The following is a 20,349-nucleotide window of genomic DNA, read 5'->3' as shown; positions in this document are numbered from 1 at the left end:
GCGGATCGACACCATGCTCGACAGCGTCGATGACGAATTGCGCACCAGGTACCCGGGGCCGGATGGGCGGGCGCAGCCGATCCACACGGCGTACGTTCCGGCCGACCGGATCATCGAGGCCACCCCGCGCGAATGGGGCGACAGGGCAATCGAACTCCTCGATCGTCACACCGCCCTGCTGAGCGAGCTGGATTCGACAGGCTCGTTGCCCGAGGTACGCCGAAGGCTGGAGCAGGACCCCATTCAAGACCTGCGCATCGACTTCGAGGATGGCTACGGCTTCCGCGGCGACGACGAAGAGGACAAGGCGGTGAGCGAGGCGGGTGCGCTGCTGGCGGGCTGGGCGCACCGCACGGATCGCCCGCGCAGCTTCGGTATCCGGACGAAGGGGCTGGCAGGCCCGGAACGCGGCCGGACGCTGCGCACCCTCGAGCTGGTGCTGGCGGCAATGGAGGATGTGCCAGCCGGATTCGTCTTCACGGTCCCCAAGATCCGTGCGGCGGAGCAGGTTCCGGCGCTGGTCGCCCTGTGTGAAGGTTTGGAGACCGGCTACGGCCTTGCCGCTGGCGCGCTGCGGTTCGAATTGCAGATAGAAAGCCCGCAGGCGGTGCTCGCCGCCGACGGCACCGTGCCCATCGCGCGCATGCTCGGCCTGGCGGAGGGCCGGTGCAGCGCATTGCATTTCGGGACCTACGACTACACCGCCGCCTGCGGCGTCGCCGCCACGGACCAGGCACTCGACCACCCTGCCGCGGACTACGCGAAGGCCGTCATGCAGGTGGCAGCCGCGCAGACCGGTGTCTGGGTATGCGACGGCTCCACCCAGATCGTGCCCGACGCCGAACCGGAAGCCGCACTGCGCAATCACCACCGCCTGGTCGCCCGCGCCCTGCGCCGCGGCTACTACCAGGGCTGGGACATGCACCCCGGCCACCTGGTCACCCGCTGGTTGGCGACCTACGACTTCTTCCGGCAGGCCATCGACGTGGCCGTGCCGCGCTTACAGGCCTACCTGGACCGCCGCGAGGGCGGCGTCATGGACGAACCCGCCACCGCGGAAGCCTTGGCCGCCACCGTCTTACGTGGCCTCGACTGCGGCGCACGTACCACCGATGAGCTGCGCACCCGCGCGCCCGAACTGACCGAGGCGGTACTGCGCGCCCTGGTCACCCGCACGCCGATTCCGCAGGAGGCCTGATGACCGAGCACGAGGATTTCACCCTGCTCCCCGACCTGGCGGTTCGCCCGCTCGGCGGCTCGGTGATCTGGGCCAACGACGAATTCTTCGCGGAGAAGGAGAATTTGATCAACCCGGGCCCTTCGGAGTATCGGCCGTCGACCTTCGGTCACAAGGGCCAGGTCTACGACGGCTGGGAGACCCGCAGGCATCGGGGCAGGCCGGGAGACGACGCTGCGATCGTGCGGCTTGGCGTGCCGGGCGTGATCCGCGGCATCGTGGTGGACACCGCCTGGTTCAAGGGCAACTATCCGCCGGCCGTCTCGGTGTCCGCACTCGCGGTGACCGGCTATCCGCCGGCCGAAGAGATTGCCGCGCGCAAGGATTGGGTGCCCCTCATCGACCACGCGGCTGTCGCGGGCGACAGCCGCAACCCGTTCCCCATCGAGAACGACAACCGCTGGACCCACCTGAAGCTCACCATGCACCCGGACGGCGGCGTGGCGCGGCTGCGGGTGCACGGCGAGGGCCGCCCCGACCCGGACCTGCTCGGCCTCGGCCCGCTCGACCTCGCCGCGCTGGAAAACGGTGCGCTGGTGCTGGATTGCTCCAACCGCTTCTACAGCTCGCCCAACCAGCTGCTGTACCCGGGGCTGGCCCGGCGGATGGGCGACGGCTGGGAGACCGCCCGCCGCCGCGACGACGGCAACGACTGGGTACGTATCCGGCTCGCCGGGCCCGGCCTGATCCGGCTTGCCGAGATCGATACCTCGTACTTCCTCGGCAACAGCCCCGGCGCGGCCCGGCTCGTCGGCCGCACCACCGACGGCACCGAGCTCGAATTGCTCCCGCGCACCGAGCTTTTGCCGGACACCAGGCACCGGTTCCCGATCACGCCGCTGGCCGCGTCGGTGGAGGAGGTCCGGCTCGACATCTACCCCGACGGTGGTCTGGCCCGCCTGCGCCTGTTCGGGGAGCTGGGCGGATGAGTGCGCGCGACTTCCTCGGTTACGGCCCGACACCGCCCGACCCGCAGTGGCCGGGCGGCGCGCGGATCGCCGTCCAGTTCGTGCTCAACTACGAGGAGGGCGGCGAGAACAACGTCCTCGACGGCGACGAGCACTCGGAGACGTTCCTCTCGGAAATGACACCGGCGGAAGCCTTTCCGAATCGCCACATGAGCATGGAGTCGCTCTACGAGTACGGGTCGCGCGCCGGACTGTGGCGGGTCCTTCGCGCCTTCGAGCGCCGCGGCCTGCCGCTGACCGTCTTCGCGGTCGCCACGGCGATACAGCGAAACCTGGAGGCGGTCGCCGCCTTTCGGGAGCTCGGCCATGAAATCGCCTGCCACGGCCTGCGCTGGAAGTCCTACCAGCTGACCGGCCGCGACACCGAGCGCGCGCACATGGCGGAGGCGGTGCGCATCCTCACCGAGCTCACCGGCGCCGCGCCACAGGGCTGGTACACCGGGCGTGACTCCCCGAACACCCGTGAATTAGTCGTCGAGCACGGCGGTTTCGTCTACGACGCCGACTCCTACGCCGACGACCTGCCCTACTGGGTCACCGTGCACGGCACGGACCACCTGGTGGTGCCCTACACGCTGGACACCAACGACATGCGGTTCGCCTCGCCTGCCGGGTTTCCCACCGGCGAGCAGTTCTTCGCGCACCTGCGCGATGCCTTCGACGTGCTGTATCGCGAAGGGGCCGAAGGTAATCCGAAGATGCTGTCGGTGGGTCTGCACTGCCGCATCGTCGGCCGACCGGCCCGGATGGCGGCGCTGGAACGTTTCCTCGACCACGTGCAGTCGCACGATCAAGTCTGGATCACCCGCCGCATCGATATCGCCGAGCACTGGCGCAAGACACATCCGATGAAGGCCAGCTGAACCTCGGCTGAATTCAGCAGGAGGACAATATAATTCGGGTCATGCAGGACAGATCTTCGTTGGCTGGATTCGCAGCGCTGGTTTCCCAACTCGATAGGAGTTCTGCATGTCTGCACTGCGTAAAATCGTCGTCTGCACTTTCATCGGTGCCGCAACATTGATCGGCGGTGGCGTCGCGAGCGCGGCCCCACTGTCGCTCGAGCCCGCAGCCCCGGCCACCGAGCCGGTAGCCAAGGATTGCACCGGCGTTATCCACCCTCTCGGTCAGCTGATGTGCACGCTGACCAGCCTGTCTGGCTAGTACAGGGGGCAGGTCGGAAACGGCGTGCGCGGCCCGTCGGGGGGATCGGCCGCGCACGCACGTCCTGACGTATCAGCCGAACAGACTGCGCACGAACGGCAGCGAATCCGGCAGCGATGCGGTCACCGTGCCGCTGTGGTCCGTCGGATAGGTCCGCAGCGTCACCGGCTGCCGGTTCGCCTGTAGTACAGCGGCGAACCGCAGCGTCTGCGGCGTGATGACGTCAGTGTCGCGCAGGCCTTGAGCGAGCAGGACCGGCTTGTCGTATCCGGATTCGGGCAGACCGAGGTAGCGAGTGAGTAATCCGTGCAGATCGGGGATCTGCGCCAGCGGCCTGCTGAACAGGTCGCCGATCACCATGCCCGCCGCCCCGACCGCGTCGCTGAGCGGGCCGAGACAGGCCTCCCTCGCTTGGGTGACCCAAGAGCGTCCCGCGTCGGTGAGGAAGGAGTCGATGTTCAGCTCGGGATAGGTGGTGCGCAACCCATTGAGGATGTACAGCACATAGGTCGTGACGTTCGGATTGAGTTTCACCGGTGGCACGTGCGGGCCGATCGGCAGCAGCACTTCCTCGATATAGGCAGGGACGCCGGTGCCGACCGCGCCGCGGTAGTCGAGCCCGGGACCACCGAATTCAGTGGCGTAGCGCGCCGTGTAGACGGCAGCGGCACCGCCCTGGGACTGGCCGATCACCACCCATTTCTTCGCCAGCGACGAATACTGCGTGGTCGCCGCCCTGACCGCGTCGACCACGTTGTGCGCTTCGACGATCCCGTTGAGGTACGGATGCTCGCCCGGAGTCCCGAGTCCCGCGTAGTCGGCTGCCACTATTGCGTAGCCCTGCTGTAGCCAGGTGTCGAGATAGGTCCAGTCGCGCTCGACAGCGCCGGGCCCGGCCACGCTGTAGGCGCAGTCGTCGCCGATGCCGACGGTGCCGTGCGCCCAGGCGATGACGGGCCAACCACCCGCGGGCGGCTCGCCGGGTGGGAAGTAGACCGCCGCACTCGCGGTGGTCGGCGCGTCGTTGGCCGTGGTCGAGCGGTACAGAATCCGGCTCGCCTGCGCGGCGCCCGGCAGCGTTGCCGCCTGCGGGAGCGGGACGACCGCTTCGATCGTTCCGGCAGGCGCGGCCGCCGCGACGGGCACATTCAGCAGGCCTGCGGTGCAGGCTAGGGCGAATGCCGTGGCGATGGCCGTTCTCCGCATTTGGGGCTCCTGTCCGGGTGTGACCGCGACGCCGCCGAGGAAGTTTCACGCAGCAGGTCGCTTGTCCAACTTGGCGATCTGCCCCAGTCTGCCCGAACGCCGCGCGGGCTGCCCACGCTCAGGTGGTCCAGGCCACACGGGCGGCACCTGCCCCGACTTGTGAACGTCCTCACAACGCGGAATGTCGAGCGGGGGCGGTGACCACTGCCGAGCCGATGTCTAACAGTACGAGCGTTACGCTAAAACCGCACGTCAGGCCTACTAGCCGGTAGGTTCCAAGTTTGCAATTCGCCCGCAAATTTTGCAAAGTTAGCAAACGCTTGACGAAACCTAGCTGAGATTCACATTAGCAACAGGTAGACGGCCATTTCTCATTGTGCAATCGTGTGGAAGTACACCCCATGGGCCTAGCAAGCCTGCAAATTGCCGCTCCAGCAGTACGAGCTGTTTATCCGCTCGGCCGTGGGGCACATCGACCTAAACGAGGAAGTGGAGTCAGAGATGTCGAACGCCGGCACCCCGAAGACCGCTGCGGAAATCCAGCAGGATTGGGACACCAACCCCCGCTGGAAGGGCGTCACCCGTAACTACACCGCGGAGCAGGTTTCGAAGCTCCAGGGCACCGTCGTCGAAGAGGCCACTCTCGCCCGTCGCGGTTCGGAGATCCTCTGGGATCTCGTCAACAACGAGGACTACATCAACTCCCTCGGCGCCCTCACCGGCAACCAGGCGGTCCAGCAGGTCCGGGCCGGCCTGAAGGCCATCTACCTGTCCGGTTGGCAGGTCGCCGGTGACGCGAACCTGTCCGGCCACACCTACCCGGACCAGTCGCTGTACCCGGCCAACTCGGTGCCGAACGTGGTGCGCCGCATCAACAACGCGCTGCTGCGCGCCGACGAGATCGCCAAGGTCGAGGGCGACGACTCCGTCAAGAACTGGCTCGCCCCGATCGTCGCCGACGCCGAAGCAGGCTTCGGTGGCGCGCTGAACGCTTACGAGCTGCAGAAGGCCATGATCGCGGCCGGCGCCGCAGGCGTGCACTGGGAAGACCAGCTCGCCTCGGAGAAGAAGTGCGGCCACCTCGGTGGCAAGGTGCTGATCCCGACCCAGCAGCACATCCGCACCCTGACCTCCGCGCGTCTCGCGTCCGACGTCGCCGGTGTGCCCTCGGTGATCATCGCCCGCACCGACGCCGAAGCCGCGACCCTCATCACCTCCGATGTGGACGAGCGCGACCGCGAGTTCCTGGACGGCACCCGCACCGCCGAGGGCTTCTTCGGCACCAAGAACGGCATCGATCCCTGCATCGCGCGTGCCAAGGCCTACGCCCCCTACGCCGACCTCATCTGGATGGAGACCGGCGTCCCTGACCTCGAGGTCGCGCGCAAGTTCTCCGAGGCCGTCCGCAGCGAGTTCCCGGACCAGCTGCTGGCCTACAACTGCTCGCCGTCCTTCAACTGGAAGGCGCACCTGGACGACGCGACCATCGCGAAGTTCCAGCGTGAGCTCGGCGCCATGGGCTTCAAGTTCCAGTTCATCACCCTGGCCGGCTTCCACTCGCTCAACTACGGCATGTTCGACCTGGCCTACGGCTACGCCCGCGAGGGCATGACCGCCTTCGTCGACCTGCAGGAGCGCGAGTTCAAGGCCGCCGCCGAGCGTGGCTTCACCGCGGTCAAGCACCAGCGTGAGGTCGGTGCCGGTTACTTCGACACCATCGCGACCACCGTCGACCCGAACACCTCGACGGCGGCGCTGAAGGGCTCCACCGAAGAGGGTCAGTTCCACTGATCCGCAACACCTTTCGGGCCCGCAAGGGTCCGGCCCTCGAACATCCTTCCGCGGCAGAGCGGTGCCGCGGAAGGATGTTCCACCGCCCTTCCCACTGAACAGCCCCAGTGGGGAGGGCATCCCTATACGTTGGTCCATCGAAGGCTCGCTTCATCAGAGCAGAACCTTCACAAGCCACCGACTAGCCAGACAAACAGCAGGAGCGGGACGTGAGCAGCGAGAAGATTCAGCGCGTCGGCATCATCGGCGCCGGACAGATGGGTGCCGGAATCGCGGAGGTGTGCGCCAGGGCGCACGTCGACGTGCTCGTTTTCGAACAGACCAGGGAACTGGCCGCTGCAGGCCGCGCCCGCATCCTTCGCTCGCTCGACCGCGGCGTCAGCAGCGGCAAGATCACCGAGCGGGAACGTGAGCAGGCGGCATGGCGGCTGCGTTTCACCTCCGACCTCAACGACTTCGCCGACCGCCAGCTGGTGGTCGAGGCGGTGCTCGAGGACGAGAAGGTCAAGACGGCGATCTTCGCCGAGCTCGACAAGGTCGTCACCGATCCGTCGGCGGTGCTCGCCTCCAACACCTCGTCCATCCCGATCATGAAGATCGCCGTCGCCACCACCCAGCCCGAGCGCGTGGTCGGCATGCACTTCTTCAACCCGGTGCCGGTGCTGCCGCTGGTCGAGCTGGTCACCACGCTGAAGACCAGCGAGGCCGTGTCCAAGCGGGCCGAGGCGTTCGCAGGCGACGTGCTGGACAAGCAGGTCGTCCGCTCCGCGGACCGGTCCGGTTTCGTGGTGAACGCGCTGCTGGTGCCGTACCTGCTCTCGGCCATCCGGATGGTCGAGTCCGGCTTCGCCACCAAGGACGACGTCGACAAGGCGATGGTGCTCGGCTGTGCCCACCCGATGGGCCCGCTGGCGCTGACCGACCTGGTCGGCCTCGACACGGTGAAGTCGATCGCCGATTCGATGTACCAGGAATTCAAGGAGCCGCTGTACTCGGCTCCGCCGCTGCTCATGCGTATGGTCGAAGCTGGATTGCTCGGCAAGAAGACCGGCGCCGGTTTCTACCAGTACAACCGGGCCTGAGCTAGGCCGGATCGGCCGCGACCGTGGCACGGACCGGTTCTACTGGTCGCGACCGCGTCGCGGACCGCACCGACAGCAACCCAGGCGCAAGAGCGTGCGGCGGCCATCGTTAGTGATGGGCGCCGCGCAGCCATCGAAGGGAGCAGCGCGCTCATGGTGAACGTGACCGACGGCTACGGGTCGAGCATTCTCGGCTACCCGCGGATCGGACCGCATCGAGAACTCAAGCGAGCGCTCGAGGCCTATTGGCGCGGTGCGATCCCCCGCGAGGAACTGCTCGCGGTGGGCCGTGACATTCAGGAACGGCAGTTCAACGAACTCGCCGCCACCGGGTTGACCCAGGTCCCCGGCAACACTTTTTCGTTCTACGACCACGTGCTCGACAACGCGCTGTTGTTCGGCGCGGTGCCGAAGCGGTTCCAGTCGTTTCAGGACGAGCTGGATCCGCTCGACTTGTATTTCTTGATGGCGCGCGGCAGGCCGGACCTGCCGCCGCTGGAATTGGTGCGGTTCTTCGGCACGAATTACCACTACCGGCAGCCGGAATTGGCGGCCGACACCGCATTCTCGTTGCACCCCGAGGCGCTGCTCGACGAATTCGACCGGGCCAATGCGCGGGGCATCGAGTTGCGGCCGGTGGTGCTCGGCCCGCTCTCGCTGCTGCTGTTGTCCAAGGCGGGGCAGGTCCCCGGCGAGGACCAGTTCGACACGCTGCAGCTGCTGGACAAGCTGCTCCCGGTGTACGAGGAACTGTTCGAGATCCTCGCCAAGCGCGGCTCGACGTGCGTGCAGCTGGACGAGCCCGCGTTCACCAGCGAGCGCACGCCTGCGGAACTCGCCGCGTTCGAGGCCGCCTATCACCGACTATCGAAGGCGCCGTTGCGTCCGCGCATGCTCGTCACGGGGCAGTACGGCGATTTCGGTGAGGCGCTGCGGATCCTGGCTGGCACCAATGTGGAGGCCATCGGCCTCGACCTGGCCAGCTACCGCATCCGGCCGGAGGAGCTCGCGGGGATTCCCGGCATCCGCCGTAAGCGCTTGTACGCCGGTGTGATCAGCGGTCGCAATGTGTGGCGGGCCGATCGGTACGTGACACTCGAGTACCTGAACCAGCTGGCGCAGGTGTGCCCGGATCTGGTGGTGTCGACCGGAACGACGCTGCTGCACGTGCCGTACGACACGCTCATCGAATACGACATTCTCGGTAATGTCGCCGACCGGCTCGTCTTCGCGAAACAGAAGGTGGGCGAGGTGGTTTCGCTCGCCAAGGCGCTCACCGACGGGCCGTCGGAGAGCTGGCGCAAGCGGCCGACCGAGGTGCATTTCAAGCAGAAGCACGCTGTGCGGCAACGGGTTTACGCCGTCACGCCGGAGATGCGGTCTCGGGAACCCTACGAGGTGCGTCGGGAAGCGCAGCAGGCCAGGCTGAATCTGCCGCCGGTGCCTGCGACGACGCTCGGTTCGTTCCCGCAGACCACCAAGATTCGGCAGGCGCGCCACGATCTCGGCCAGGGCAGACTGTCCTACGACGACTACCGCAAGCGGATCGAAGCCGAGATCGAGGCGACGATCCGGCTGCAGGAGGACATCGGGCTCGACGTGCTCGTGCACGGCGAGCACGAGCGCAACGACATGATCCAGTACTTCGCCGAGCTGCTCGACGGCTTCGCGACCACCCGCTTCGGCTGGGTGCAGGTGTACGGATCCCGTTGTGTGCGACCGCCGATCGTCTACGGCGACGTGTCGCGGCCGGAGCCGATGTCGGTGGAGTGGCTCAGCTACGCCCAGTCGCTGACCGAGAAGCCGGTCAAGGGCATGGTCACCGGGCCGGTCACCATGATCGCGCGCTCCTTCGTGCGGCAGGATCAGCCGTTGCACGAGACCGCGGATCAGGTGGCGTTGGCGATCCGCGACGAGCTGGCGGATCTGGAGAAGGCGGGCATCGCGATCATTCAGGTCGACGAGCCCGCGATCCGGGAGATGCTGCCGTTGCGGCCGGAGGGCAGGGCGGAGTATCTGCGCTGGGCGGTCGGCGCGTTCCGGCTGGCCACCTCCGGCGTCAAGCCGGACACCCAGATCCACACGCACATCGGCTATTCCGGCCGCGCCGAGGTGGTCGAGGCGATCGAGGAACTCGATGCCGACGTCACCGCGATCGTCGCGACCCGCTCGATCGAGTGGGTGCTCACCGCGCTCAAGGGCGACAGTGCGACCGGGCACGGCCTGAGCCACGGCGTCGGTCCCGGCGTGTACGAGAGCAGGTCGGCCCGGATCCCCGACATCGACGAGCTCGACGAATTGCTCACCGCCGCAGCGGAAGCCATCACACCGGAACGCCTGTGGGCGAACCCGGACGGTGGTCTGAAGACCAGGCACTACTGGCAGCTGGAGCCGTCGCTACGCAACCTCGTTGCGGCGGCGCGCCGGGTGCGCAGGCGGGCGCTGGAGTCCGAGTAGTCGCGAGTCGGCACGAACGGAATAACGTTGGCCGTCCCCGGTTTTCACCGGGGACGGCCCGCACTTGTGCAATCCCGCGGAGGAGGTTCATGTAGTGTTCGCGCCGGTCTTGACCTAAAGCCAGCAGCGGATCCATCCGAGCGCGCGCTCTGTCGCGGGTATGTAGCGTTCTGGGACGGTCGGCAGTCGTTCGGCAATCACGCCAGCGGCAACGAGCTCGGCCTCGAGCAATGCGGCCACGAAGTTCTGATCCTTTTCGCGAAAGGCGCACAGCTTCGCGACGCAGAGGTCCTCCTTGTCGAGGCACCACCCGGTGAACTGTGGATCGCCAGACGGCGCGGCCGTGTTGGCGTTCTGCACCTTGACCAGCCGACTCCGCCACCCGTCTGGGAGTGTGGACGTCTCCATGTCGACTCCGTCGATGCTGAAGCCGTGCAGTTCCTCGAACGGCGAGAACTCACCGGCCACCCCTTCGATGAGGTCCGCCAGCCGCACAACTTCGGCGTTGTCGCTGCCGATCGGGAGTATGTCGACCTCTAATGACATCGTGGCGTTCGGTGGGAGCTGACCCTCATCGAAGGTACCGAGGATTGATTGGGAGCCGACCACGATCACCTCGGGTTGGCCGACGATCTGGCACGCCGTGCGTATGGCGTGCTCCAACTGATCTCGCCGCATCAGCCGGCCAGTCGCAGCACGTCGGCACGTTCGTTCTGTGGGAGCAGCCCGCCCATTGGCGAGACCTCACGCATTTCGATCGAATCGCGGTCGAGACCGGTCAGGACACGGTGGATTCCCGGCACATCGCCATGGTCGATCAGCGACTCCCAGCGATCGATATTCCGTACGTGCGGCTGGCCGGATACCCCCTCGCGCAACCGTTTCAGATTGCGTTCAATACGTGGCCGCCACGACTGGAGACTCGATCGGGTCAAGTGGGTGGAGAGCTTTCGGTGCAACTGCCACGACCGGCGCTCGGAACGAGTCAGTTCGGGGACGACGTGCCGCCGCACGACTTCGAGGCGGTAGCCCATGCATGAGAGCAGTCGCTCGAGCTGTTCGTCGCTCAGATTCAATTTGCCGGACAAGGCCTGGCTGATACTGGATTGACGGACGCCGCTCACCCGTGACAGCTCGGATTGGGTGGTGCCTGTTTCCAGCATCACCTCGCGCAACAGATCGCTCCGATCGGACATGGCCTCAACTATAGCGTGTGACGCTATAGCTGCGATCCACCTGGGGAATTTCGATGCGGTGTCTGTGCTTGATCGCAGCATGGGAGCAGAGAACGACGTGTGGCCCGATTCGTTGCCGGTCGCGCAGGTCCGCATCGCCAGGCAGACGGACCGGCTCGACGCGGTGGTGCGGTTCTATGTCGAGGGGCTCGGGTTGCGTGAGCTTTTGCGGTTCGGGAAGCACGAGGGATATGACGGCGTGCTGGTCGGGCTGCCGGGGGAGAACTATCACTTGGAATTCGTCACGCATGAGGATGGCAGTCCTGGTGCGGCGCCGACTGCGGAAAACCTGCTGGTGCTGTACTTCACGAGTGCGGCGCAGGTGGCCGAGGTGGCCGAGCGGCTCACGGCGTTCGGTGTCGATCAGGTCGAGGCGGCGAATCCGTACTGGACTCGCAACGGCGCGTTGACCTTTCCCGATCCGGACGGCTGGCGGGTCGTGCTGATGCCGCGGACAATCTTCTGATCACGCAGTGCCGCAACCTCAGTGGTTCAATGCGGCGACGATGAGCATGAGGCCTGCGCCGAGCACCGTGCAGGCCAGGGTGAGCCGGGACGGGTGCACGGCGTGCGCCTCGGGCAGGATGTCGGCGGTCGCGAGGTAGAGCAGGAAACCCGCGAAGTAGCCGAGGTAGAGGCCGACCGCCCCGTCCGGAACGCGGATCAGCGTGCCGATCACCGCGCCGACCACCGGGGCGAGCGCGTCGAGTCCGAGCAGGATCAGCGCCCGCTTGCGGGCGTTGCCGTAGAGCGTCGAGATCGTGAAAGTGTTGAAGCCGTCGGCGAAGTCGTGCGAGATCACCGCGATCGCCACGGCGGCGCCGACGGTGGCGCCCGCCTGGAAGCCGAGGCCGATACCGAAGCCGTCGAGCAGGCTGTGGAAGATCAGGCCTGCCGCGGCAATGAGTCCGACCGATTCGAAACCGTGTGTGTGCGTGCCGAATTCGTGCTCATGGCCGGTGTGGATGGCGACCGCGCGCTCGATCACATGGATGGTGAGGAAGCCGACGACCGCGGCGAGCAACGCGGCGGGCACCCCGAGTATCAGCTGACCGGACTGTTCCAGCGCCTCGGGCAGCAGATCGAAGAAGACGACGCCGAGCATCACACCCGCGGCGAGGCCGAGCACCAGGTGTTTGCGGTCGCCGATGCGTACAGCGACGAGCCCACCGATCAGCGTGGAGCACATCGACACCAGCGCCAGCAGAATCGCCATCGGTCCAGCATGGGTGATCGGTCCTGGCGCCGACGGTATCTCGGGTCGGCGAGTTGATCACTCGGGGCCGGTGCGCTCCGCCAGTGCGCGCAGGCCCGCCACGATGGTGTCGGCGGTCGGTGCGTGGTCCGGGTCGATCAGCCATTGGATGAGCAGCCCGCCGATCATGGTCTGCAGCACGGCGCCGACGGCGGGATCGGCCGGTTCGTCGCCGAACAGATCGGAAAGTCCCGCGCGCGCACGGCCCTGGGCCGCACCGAGCTCGGTGCGGATATCGGGGGCGTGCAGCGCTTGGACGAGGCTCTCGGCGTTGGCCGACCAGAGCGCGGTGTCCGTGGTGAACGAGTCGGTGAGCCGCTGCAGGAAGGCGTGCAGCCGCTCGGCCGGATCGTCGGGGTGCTCGGCGGGCAGCGAGTCCAGGATCTGCTGCACCGCAGTCGAGCTCGACTCCAGCATCGCCTGGTAGAGCAGCTTGTCGCGGGTGCCGAAGTGGTAGTTGATCGCCGCGAGGTTGGTGCCGGAGGCGGACACGATGTCGCGCACGGTGGTGCGCGCGTAGCCGCGTTCGGCAAGGCACTGCTTGGCCGCGGCGAGGAGGTCGTCTCGGGTTCCCACCTTCGCACCTTAGCAGTCGGGCATACGCCCGTTTGTGACGAGCGTTTCATACATACGTTTCTGACGGTTGTTTGAAACATCTGTATGTTGAGGGCATGACCACGCAACGCCCTCTTTCCCCGTTCGAAAGCACCTACTTCGGCACCGGCACCAAGCTCGGCAGCGTCCCCACCGGCGGCATGCCGCTGTATCTCGGCTCCACCGTGCACGGCGGCATCGACGTCCAGATCCTGCGCCGGGTGCTCGACGAGCTCGCCGCCGCACATCCGCTGCTGCGCAGCCGGGTGGTCACCGCTGCCGACGGCGCGCATTACTTCGACCGCGATGACGAGTACCGGCCTCGCCTGGACATCACCGATGGCGACGAGGCCGCCTACCTGAATCTCGTGAACGGGCCGAGGGATTGGGCCGACGGGCTCTTTCGCGCGCACCTGCTGCGCGACGGCGAGCGCGAACGCCTCGTGCTCGTGATCCATCACGGAATCTCCGACGGCAGATCCGGTTTCGCGCTGCTCGGTCAGCTGTGGCAGCGCTACACCGCGCATTCAGCGGGAAACCTACTACCGCAAGATGATTCGGATCAGACCGCTCCCGAAGCAATGGATACCCAACTCGCGGAGGTTATTTCGAGCACAGACGTCGACGAGTTCCTGGAGTTCGTCCGCGCAGGCGCGGCGATGATGGGGCCGGAGTCCGCGCCGCGCACACTGCCGCACGACGGCGACGGTGTCGGCAACGACCCGCTCGGCCGGTTCGCCGTGCAGCGCATCGAGTTGGACACCAGGGAAACCGACGCGCTGGTCGCTACCGCGCGTGCGCACGACATGTCGGTCAACAGCCTGCTCACCGGTGCCGCAGTGGTCGCGTTCCGCACCCAGCTCGCGCCGGAGACGGGACCGCTGCCGATGCTCTGCGGCCACGCCGTCGACGTGCGCGGCGAGCTGGTGCCGCCGTTGCCCGCAAGCACGATGGTGAACTGCGCGTCCGGTGTCGGCACGCCGATGCTGGTCGATCCGGAACACAGCCCGCTCGACCTCGGCCGGTTGGTGACCGCGGCCATGCAGGACGCGCGGGATCGGCAGGAAGCGGGCCGATTCCTGCTTGCCGCCCAGCGCGCACACGACCCGGGGACGGCGGCCTTGTTCGCCGCCGCGCCCACCCTTGCGATATCCAATATCGGTCGCCTGCCTGCGCATTCGATGCCGCAGGGGCTGCGCCACGTCCGTGACGATATCTCTGCGATGGGCCCCGGCATGCCGCCGAAGCTCACCATCTTCACCGTCGGCGACCGGCTCACCGTCCAGGTCGAGTACGACACCGCGTACTACAGCCGCGCGACCATGGGCAAGATCGCGCTGGCCCTGCTCGCCCAGCTCCGCCGCTACGCGACTACTCGCCCTTCGGCGGCTCGGTCCCGGTGAACCGAATGGTCATCTGGCGTGCCCACTTTCGATGCGGCTTCGGCGGCGCAGGCGGCAGCGGCACGTCCGGGTCGTGCACCTCGTAGCGCCGGATGTAGGCCCCGGCGAAGGCCTGAACGGTCGCGGTGACCGGAATGGCGAGCAAGGCGCCGGTCGCACCGAGTAGCGCGGCGCCTGCCAGCACCGCGCCGAAGGCGACGGCAGGATGCATGTCCAGGGTGGTCGCGGTGATTCTCGGTTGCAGCACATAGTTTTCGAACTGCTGGTACAGCACGATGAAGCCGAGGATCCACAGCGCGTCGGACGGGCTGTGCACCAGCGCAACGATGATCGGCAGTGCGCCGGCCAGGTAGGTGCCGACGGTCGGAATGAACTGCGAGACAACGCCGACCCAGAGCGCGAGTGCGAACGCCGACGGCACATCGAGCACCCGCAGCGCCACATAGTGCGCGATGGTCGAAGCGAGGGCGAGCAATCCGCGCGAGTAGATGTAGCCGCCGGTCTTCTCCACCGCGATGTCCCAGGCGCGCAACACATGTCGCTGCTTGCGCGGCGGCAGCAGCGAGCACACGGCGTTGCGGAAACGCGGGCCGTCGGCGGCGAAGTAGTAGGTGAACAGCAGGATGCCGAGGGACTGGAAGACCACGCTGACCGTCCGGGTGCCGATGTCCCAGGCGTTTCCGGCGGCGCCTTCGAGGTACTTGCTCCAATTGCTGGTGTATTTCTCGAGATCGGTGCCGGACAGGTTCGTCTTGAAGGTGCGATTGATCCAGTCGATCCCTTGGTCGGCATATTGCGGCGCATTGTTGACCAGGGTGGTGACCTGATCGACGAGCAACGAGCCGAGCGTCCAGAAGAAGGCGACGACGACCGCGATCACCACGAGAAAGACCACCCCGGTGGCGGGCCCGCGCTTCATCCCGCGCCGCGCGAGCCAGTTCACCGCAGGCTCGATGGCGAACGCGAGAAACAGCGAGACCAGCAGAATGGTGAGCAGGCCTTGGAGCCTGGTCAGCGCCCAGAAGCCCGCGAACAGCCCGGCCACCGTCGCCGCGGCGAGCAGGAAAGCCCGCAGCAGCCACGGCGGCGGGGCGCTCGTCATCTCCGCGGTGAGCACGGCGTCGCCGACGGGTGCCGCCTGCGCATCGGTGGGCCGTGTTGCGTTGTCGTCTTCATCCGAGGCCACCTCGTCAACGTACCCACATTGGCGCGTCGCACCGCGTATTCGGCTGCCCGGCGAAATCGGCTGGCTCGCAGCCGAGGTCTCCAGTCAGATAGTGGAGACGTCGATGACGAAGCGGTAGCGGACGTCGCTGGCGACCACGCGGTCGTACGCGCCGTCGATCTCGTCGGCGGAGATCACCTCGATCTCCGCACCGATGCCGTGCTCGGCGCAGAAGTTCAGCATCTCCTGGGTCTGCGCGATGCCGCCGATCATCGAGCCAGCCAGCGAACGCCGGTATCCGGCGATGGTGAACGGTTTGATGCTCATCGGCTGCTCGGGCAGGCCGAGGATCACCAGGGTGCCGTCCAGATTCAGCAGCCGCAGGTAGCTGTCGATCGGCAGGTCCGCCGAGACGGTGTTGAGGATCAGGTCGAACGAGCCGCGCAGGTCGCGGAAGGTCTGCTTGTCGCTGGTCGCGTAGTAGTGACTCGCGCCGAACATCTTGCCGTCTTCCTGCTTGCTCAGCGAGTGGCTGAGCACGGTGACCTCGGCGCCGAGCGCCGCGGCGATCTTCACCCCGACATGCCCGAGCCCGCCCATGCCGATGATCGCGACCTTCTTGCCAGGCCCGGCGTTCCAGTGCCGCAGCGGCGAGAACAGCGTGACGCCTGCGCACAGCAGCGGCGCGGCCACATCGAGCCCGATGCCCTCGGGGATGCCGACGACGAAGTCCTCGGTCACCACGATCTGCGTCGAATAGCCGCCCATCGTGTATCCGTCGGGCTGGACCGACGGGTCGACGGGCGTGTTGTAGGTCATCGTCGCGCCCTTGGTGCAGTACTGCTCCTCGTCGGCCAGGCAGGGCCCGCACACGCCGCAGGAGTTGACCATGCAGCCGACCCCGACCCGATCGCCGACCTGGTACTTGGACACCGCCGAGCCGACCGCGGCGACCAGGCCCGCTATCTCGTGGCCTGGCACCACCGGATATTTGGTGCCGCCCCACTCGTCGCGGGCGGTGTGGATATCGGAGTGGCAGATCCCCGCGTACTTGATGTCGATGAGCACATCCTGCGGGCCGAGGTCGCGGCGCTCGATGGTCACCTTCTCGAACGCGCCGTCAGGGGCGGCTAGGGCGTACGCGGCAGCTGGTGTCATGAATACATGCCTACCTCTGAATGGCACAACTTGGCAAGAATGACTCAAAAGGGCTGCGGTGCCCGGGGCGTATCCGCAGCCTACGCCCTGATCCGGCCGGTTTTCGATCTACGGTGAAGATCTCCGGCCACAATGGAATTCGCAGGCTGTACCGAGGCGGAGAGCATGACTGACGAACGGTCCGGGGGGCGCGCGCTGGCGATGATCGTCGCCGCGCTGCTAGCAGTGGCCGGATTCCTCGGCTACCGGGGTGAATTGCCGGGTTGGCCGCTCGGGTCCGGTGACGCCGTTGCCCCGATCATCGCGCCTGCCCCGCCACCGCTGGATCCGATCGCCGTCGCGGCCGTGATCGACCCGGCCATGGTGGACATCAGCGCCTCGACCAAGCCGTTCGGCCTCGGCGCCGCAGGCTCCGGCATCGTGCTCACCGCGGACGGGCAGGTGCTGACCAGCCACCACGTGGTCAAAGGCGCGGACACGGTGACCGTCACCGACGTCGGCAACGGGCGCGACTACGACGCCGTCGTGCTCGGCTACGACGCCAGCATCGATATCGCGCTGCTCGCGCTGACCGGCGCGGCCGAGCTGGCCACCGCACGGATCGGCAGCTCGGCCGATGTGCGGGTGCGCGACGAGGTGATGGCGATCGGCAACGCGGGCGGGGTCGGCGGCACGCCGACCGGGATCCAGGGCACCATCACCGATCTGGACAGCACCATCGTCGCGCTCAATTCCGCCGACCTGTCCCGTAAACCGCTCACCGGAATGCTCGAGGTGGCCGCGGCGGTCACCTCCGGCCAATCCGGCGGTGCGCTCGCCGATCGGACCGGCGCGGTGATCGGCGTCATCGCCGCGGCGTCGGGTGATCCGGCGCGCTCGGCGGGCAGGCCGCCGAACGGCTACGCGGTGCCGATCGACGCCGCGATGCGGGTGGTCGACCAGATCCGGGCAGGCACGCCGACCGACACCGTGCACATCGGGCCGACCGCGACGCTCGGCGTGCTGACCTCCGACGCGAAAACCGGTGGGGCGCGGATTGATCTGGCGATCTACGGGCTGCCCGCCTATGCCGCCGGGCTCACCGGTGGCGAGGTGATCACCTCGGTGGACGGTCGCTCGATCACCTCGGCGCGGGCATTGCACGCCGCGATCAACGTGCACAAGCCCGCCGACACGATTCAACTCGATGTCGTCGACACGTCAGGCGCCCGCCGCACGGTGACGATCGTGCTCGCGGCGGGCACGCCGAACTAGAACAGCGAGAGCCAGTAATCCTGGAAGCGCAGGAAGATCAGCAGCAGCACCACCGCGTAGAACAGCGCGACCAGCGTCCACCGCCACTCCGCGAGCACCCTGAGCGGGCCTGGTGAGTTGCCCCAGAGCTGATCGGTGATCACCGCGAACAGCGGTGTCATGATCGCCCACACCACCATGCAGTACGGGCACAGCGCATTGATCCGGTAGAGGCTCTGGAAGATCAGCCAGCCGATGAACCCGATGCCTGCGACGGTGCCGAGCCACAGACCGCCCCAGATCCAGCGCGGAAACCCCACCCCGGCCACCGAGAGCACGCCGAGCGTGACCACAACGGAGAAGCCGACGATGCCGATCAGCGGGTTCGGGAACCCGAAGACCGCTGCCTGTTTGGTCACCATCACCGATCCACAGGACAGGATCGGGTTGATGCTGCACGACGGGGTGTAGCCGGGGTCGGTGAACAGCTTGAACCGTTCGACGGTCAGCGCGACCGCGGCCAGCCAGCCGAGCAGGCCGCCGAGGAGTAATACCCAGGCGGTCCGGGGCGGGGCGATGCTCACTGGGCCGCGGCGGCGGCGATCGCGGGAGCGATCGCGCCTTGCCCGAACACCTCCTGGCTCGTCAGCGCCTTACCGTTGACGAACACCGACGGCGTCGACTGGATGCCGCTCTTCAGCACCTCGTCGGTGTGGGACTGGATGTACTTGTCGTACTTCACATCCGTGATGCAGTTGGCCACCGAGTCCGGGTAGCCCGCTTCCTTCGCGATCTGGACCAGCTTGTCGTTCGGCAGGCCTGCGCCGCCCTCGGCGGGCTGCTGTGCGAACATCCTGGCCACCCAGGCCTGGTACTTGGTCGGATCCGCTTCGGCGACGCAGTAGGACGCGTTCGCCGCGCGCGTCGAGTAGCGCGTGGTCGAGGCCTTGTCCAGGAACGCGATCACGTCGTATTCGACCGCGGCCGTTCCGTTCTTCACCACGTCGTCGAGGACCTGGGCGTTGGCGGCCTCGAAGCCCTTGCACGCGGGGCACTGCAGGTCGGCGACGACCCGGACGGTGACCTTCGCGCCGGCCTTGCCGATGCGGATCGCGCCCTTGTCGGTGATGGTGCCGGTGATGGCGTCGGGGCTCGGGTTCGCGGCCGCCGGGATCGACGGGGTCGGACCCGGGTCGTCCCGCTTGGCCTTCTTGGCCGCGATGCCGATGCCGATGCCCGCGATGAGTGCGATCAAGACGGCGGCGACGGCCACCTGGATCAGGATCTTGCGGTTGCGTTCGGCCTTGTTCGCCGCCAGCAGCGGGTTCTTCTTCCCACCCGGGTTCTTGCTCACCGTGCGTTCACCACGCCTTTCGCTCGACTAGCCGGTATCTGCCGCCACGATCGTAGAGCCGTAAACCCGACTCCGCGTGGTCGGGCCACGGCCATATCATCACGGGTGAACCTGAGAGATTCCGAAATTTCGGGCGCGACGCCGGTCGCGGTTGTCGGACCGCCCGGGTAGGAATGGCCGATGACTGTTCTCGGCGCTGTCTTTCGTCCACAGAATCCCCCGGAGCGGCTGCGCGCGGTGGCCAGGGTCGCCGACGCGGCCGGACTCGAACAGCTGTGGTTGTGGGAGGACTGTTTCCTGGAAAGCGGGATCGCCAGCGCCGCAGCGGCATTGGCGTGGACCGAGCGGGTGCACGTCGGCATCGGGCTGCTCCCGGTGCCGCTGCGCAACGTGGCGCTCACCGCGATGGAGACGGCAACGCTGCACCGGTTGTTCCCGGATCGGGTGCTGCTCGGTGTCGGGCACGGCGTGCAGGACTGGATGGGGCAGGTCGGTGCGCGGGTGGACTCGCCGGTCACGCTGCTCGGCGAGTATCTGACCGCGCTGCGTGCGCTGCTCGCCGGCGAACAGGTCAGCACCGAGGGTCGCTATGTGCGGCTGGACCAGGTGGCGCTGGACTGGCCGCCGCTCGCGCCCGCGAGAATCTACGCCGGTGCGCAGGGACCGCGCTCGATTCGGCTGTGTGGCTCGCATGCGGACGGGACGCTGCTGGATTCGATCGTGGACGCGGACGGTGTGCGTGCCGCCAAGGCGTTGATCGACGAGGGACGGGCCGCGGCCGGGCGCACCGACGAGCACGTGGTCGTCGCGAATCTGCTTGCGGTCACCGGTCCGGACGCCGAGGCGCGGCTGGCCGCGGCGCGGACGCCGAAGCACGCGCCGGGCGCAGGCGTCGCAGGCGACGCGAAAGACGTTGCCGCCGCGGTGATCCGGCTTGCCGAGGCGGGCGCGGACACCGTGGTGGTGCTGCCGACCGCCGACGAGCCGGATCCCGAAGGGTTCGTGCGCTTCATCGCCGAGGAGGTGCGGCCGCTGGTCCCGTAGCGG

The 20,349-nt window shown here is 67.3% G+C and carries 20 protein-coding genes; 11 read left to right on the top strand and 9 right to left on the bottom strand.

The window, feature by feature from the left end; all coding sequences use genetic code 11:
* Nucleotides 1–13 precede the first annotated feature (13 nt).
* The 4 genes from NA11_RS05800 to NA11_RS05785 all read left to right on the top strand — a co-directional run bounded on the left by NA11_RS05800 (nucleotide 14) and on the right by NA11_RS05785 (nucleotide 3,369).
* Nucleotides 14–1,198, top strand: coding sequence for a DUF6986 family protein (locus tag NA11_RS05800; protein WP_069160793.1), 1,185 nt, complete (start codon nucleotides 14–16; stop codon nucleotides 1,196–1,198).
* Nucleotides 1,198–2,166: an allantoicase gene (alc, locus tag NA11_RS05795; RefSeq protein WP_069160678.1), complete on the top strand. Its 969-nt coding sequence runs from the start codon at nucleotides 1,198–1,200 to the stop codon at nucleotides 2,164–2,166. Before NA11_RS05800 ends, alc begins: the two co-directional genes overlap by 1 nt.
* Nucleotides 2,163–3,068 (top strand): allantoinase PuuE, encoded by a 906-nt coding sequence (gene puuE, locus NA11_RS05790; protein WP_069160677.1) that lies wholly within the window; start codon nucleotides 2,163–2,165, stop codon nucleotides 3,066–3,068. The genes alc and puuE overlap by 4 nt, the downstream gene beginning before the upstream one ends.
* A 106-nt stretch (nucleotides 3,069–3,174) precedes the next feature.
* Nucleotides 3,175–3,369 (top strand): hypothetical protein, encoded by a 195-nt coding sequence (locus NA11_RS05785; protein WP_069160676.1) that lies wholly within the window; start codon nucleotides 3,175–3,177, stop codon nucleotides 3,367–3,369.
* Between the two features lie 72 nt (nucleotides 3,370–3,441).
* On the opposite strand, the gene NA11_RS05780 is transcribed toward NA11_RS05785, so the two are convergent.
* On the bottom strand, nucleotides 3,442–4,575 hold the full coding sequence (locus NA11_RS05780; protein ID WP_069160675.1) for an alpha/beta hydrolase family protein: 1,134 nt from the start codon (nucleotides 4,573–4,575) through the stop codon (nucleotides 3,442–3,444).
* 501 nt (nucleotides 4,576–5,076) lie between these two features.
* On the opposite strand from NA11_RS05780, the gene aceA reads away from it, so the two are divergent.
* From aceA to metE, 3 genes are all read left to right on the top strand, one after another.
* Entirely contained in the window at nucleotides 5,077–6,366 is a 1,290-nt protein-coding gene (aceA, locus tag NA11_RS05775) for an isocitrate lyase (protein WP_069160674.1), read from the top strand.
* A gap of 209 nt (nucleotides 6,367–6,575) precedes the next feature.
* Nucleotides 6,576–7,448, top strand: coding sequence for a 3-hydroxybutyryl-CoA dehydrogenase (locus NA11_RS05770; protein WP_069160673.1), 873 nt, complete (start codon nucleotides 6,576–6,578; stop codon nucleotides 7,446–7,448).
* Between the two features lie 153 nt (nucleotides 7,449–7,601).
* A complete protein-coding gene (gene metE, locus NA11_RS05765) occupies nucleotides 7,602–9,905 on the top strand; it encodes a 5-methyltetrahydropteroyltriglutamate--homocysteine S-methyltransferase (protein WP_069160672.1) in 2,304 nt (767 codons plus the stop codon).
* 114 nt (nucleotides 9,906–10,019) lie between these two features.
* Here the strand turns inward: metE and NA11_RS05760 are convergent, their stop codons facing one another.
* Both NA11_RS05760 and NA11_RS05755 read right to left on the bottom strand, forming a co-directional pair.
* Complete coding sequence (locus NA11_RS05760; protein WP_245745731.1) at nucleotides 10,020–10,568, bottom strand: DUF6036 family nucleotidyltransferase; 549 nt, start codon at nucleotides 10,566–10,568, stop codon at nucleotides 10,020–10,022.
* Nucleotides 10,569–10,582: 14 nt separating this feature from the next.
* Nucleotides 10,583–11,071 (bottom strand): helix-turn-helix domain-containing protein, encoded by a 489-nt coding sequence (locus tag NA11_RS05755; RefSeq protein WP_245745742.1) that lies wholly within the window; start codon nucleotides 11,069–11,071, stop codon nucleotides 10,583–10,585.
* A 109-nt stretch (nucleotides 11,072–11,180) separates the two neighbouring features.
* On the opposite strand from NA11_RS05755, the gene NA11_RS05750 reads away from it, so the two are divergent.
* Nucleotides 11,181–11,606, top strand: a complete 426-nt coding sequence (locus NA11_RS05750) for a VOC family protein (RefSeq protein WP_069160670.1) — start codon at nucleotides 11,181–11,183, stop codon at nucleotides 11,604–11,606.
* Between the two features lie 18 nt (nucleotides 11,607–11,624).
* Here NA11_RS05750 and NA11_RS05745 read toward each other — a convergent pair whose 3' ends face one another.
* Both NA11_RS05745 and NA11_RS05740 read right to left on the bottom strand, forming a co-directional pair.
* Nucleotides 11,625–12,356 carry a ZIP family metal transporter gene (locus tag NA11_RS05745; RefSeq protein WP_069160669.1) on the bottom strand — a complete coding sequence of 244 codons (732 nt, stop codon included), beginning with the start codon at nucleotides 12,354–12,356 and terminating at the stop codon, nucleotides 11,625–11,627.
* Between the two features lie 57 nt (nucleotides 12,357–12,413).
* Nucleotides 12,414–12,971 carry a TetR/AcrR family transcriptional regulator gene (locus tag NA11_RS05740; RefSeq protein ID WP_069160668.1) on the bottom strand — a complete coding sequence of 186 codons (558 nt, stop codon included), beginning with the start codon at nucleotides 12,969–12,971 and terminating at the stop codon, nucleotides 12,414–12,416.
* Nucleotides 12,972–13,066: 95 nt separating this feature from the next.
* Here NA11_RS05740 and NA11_RS05735 point away from each other — a divergent pair, with 95 nt between their 5' ends.
* Nucleotides 13,067–14,392: a phthiocerol/phthiodiolone dimycocerosyl transferase family protein gene (locus tag NA11_RS05735; protein ID WP_069160667.1), complete on the top strand. Its 1,326-nt coding sequence runs from the start codon at nucleotides 13,067–13,069 to the stop codon at nucleotides 14,390–14,392.
* On the opposite strand, the gene NA11_RS05730 is transcribed toward NA11_RS05735, so the two are convergent.
* Nucleotides 14,361–15,578 (bottom strand): AI-2E family transporter, encoded by a 1,218-nt coding sequence (locus tag NA11_RS05730; RefSeq protein WP_069160666.1) that lies wholly within the window; start codon nucleotides 15,576–15,578, stop codon nucleotides 14,361–14,363. The genes NA11_RS05735 and NA11_RS05730 overlap by 32 nt on opposite strands.
* Before the next feature lie 84 nt (nucleotides 15,579–15,662).
* A complete protein-coding gene (locus tag NA11_RS05725) occupies nucleotides 15,663–16,715 on the bottom strand; it encodes an NAD(P)-dependent alcohol dehydrogenase (RefSeq protein WP_069160665.1) in 1,053 nt (350 codons plus the stop codon).
* Between the two features lie 165 nt (nucleotides 16,716–16,880).
* Between NA11_RS05725 and NA11_RS05720 the strand changes: the two genes are divergently transcribed.
* The gene (locus NA11_RS05720) at nucleotides 16,881–17,969 is read left to right on the top strand and encodes a S1C family serine protease (protein WP_069160791.1); all 1,089 of its coding nucleotides are present in this window, start codon (nucleotides 16,881–16,883) and stop codon (nucleotides 17,967–17,969) included.
* On the opposite strand, the gene NA11_RS05715 is transcribed toward NA11_RS05720, so the two are convergent.
* Together NA11_RS05715 and NA11_RS05710 are read right to left on the bottom strand one after the other, a co-directional pair.
* Nucleotides 17,966–18,532, bottom strand: coding sequence for a vitamin K epoxide reductase family protein (locus NA11_RS05715; protein WP_141717427.1), 567 nt, complete (start codon nucleotides 18,530–18,532; stop codon nucleotides 17,966–17,968). The two genes, NA11_RS05720 and NA11_RS05715, sit on opposite strands and share 4 nt — an antisense overlap.
* Nucleotides 18,529–19,302: a DsbA family protein gene (locus NA11_RS05710; RefSeq protein WP_069160664.1), complete on the bottom strand. Its 774-nt coding sequence runs from the start codon at nucleotides 19,300–19,302 to the stop codon at nucleotides 18,529–18,531. Before NA11_RS05710 ends, NA11_RS05715 begins: the two co-directional genes overlap by 4 nt.
* A 180-nt stretch (nucleotides 19,303–19,482) precedes the next feature.
* Between NA11_RS05710 and NA11_RS05705 the strand changes: the two genes are divergently transcribed.
* Nucleotides 19,483–20,346, top strand: coding sequence for an LLM class flavin-dependent oxidoreductase (locus NA11_RS05705; RefSeq protein WP_069160663.1), 864 nt, complete (start codon nucleotides 19,483–19,485; stop codon nucleotides 20,344–20,346).
* Nucleotides 20,347–20,349: the final 3 nt, after the last annotated feature.

Origin of the sequence: Nocardia altamirensis NBRC 108246, from assembly GCF_001612685.1 — a bacterium.
Taxonomy (GTDB): Bacteria; Actinomycetota; Actinomycetes; order Mycobacteriales; family Mycobacteriaceae; genus Nocardia; species Nocardia altamirensis.
This window is presented reverse-complemented; position numbering and strand designations above follow the sequence as displayed.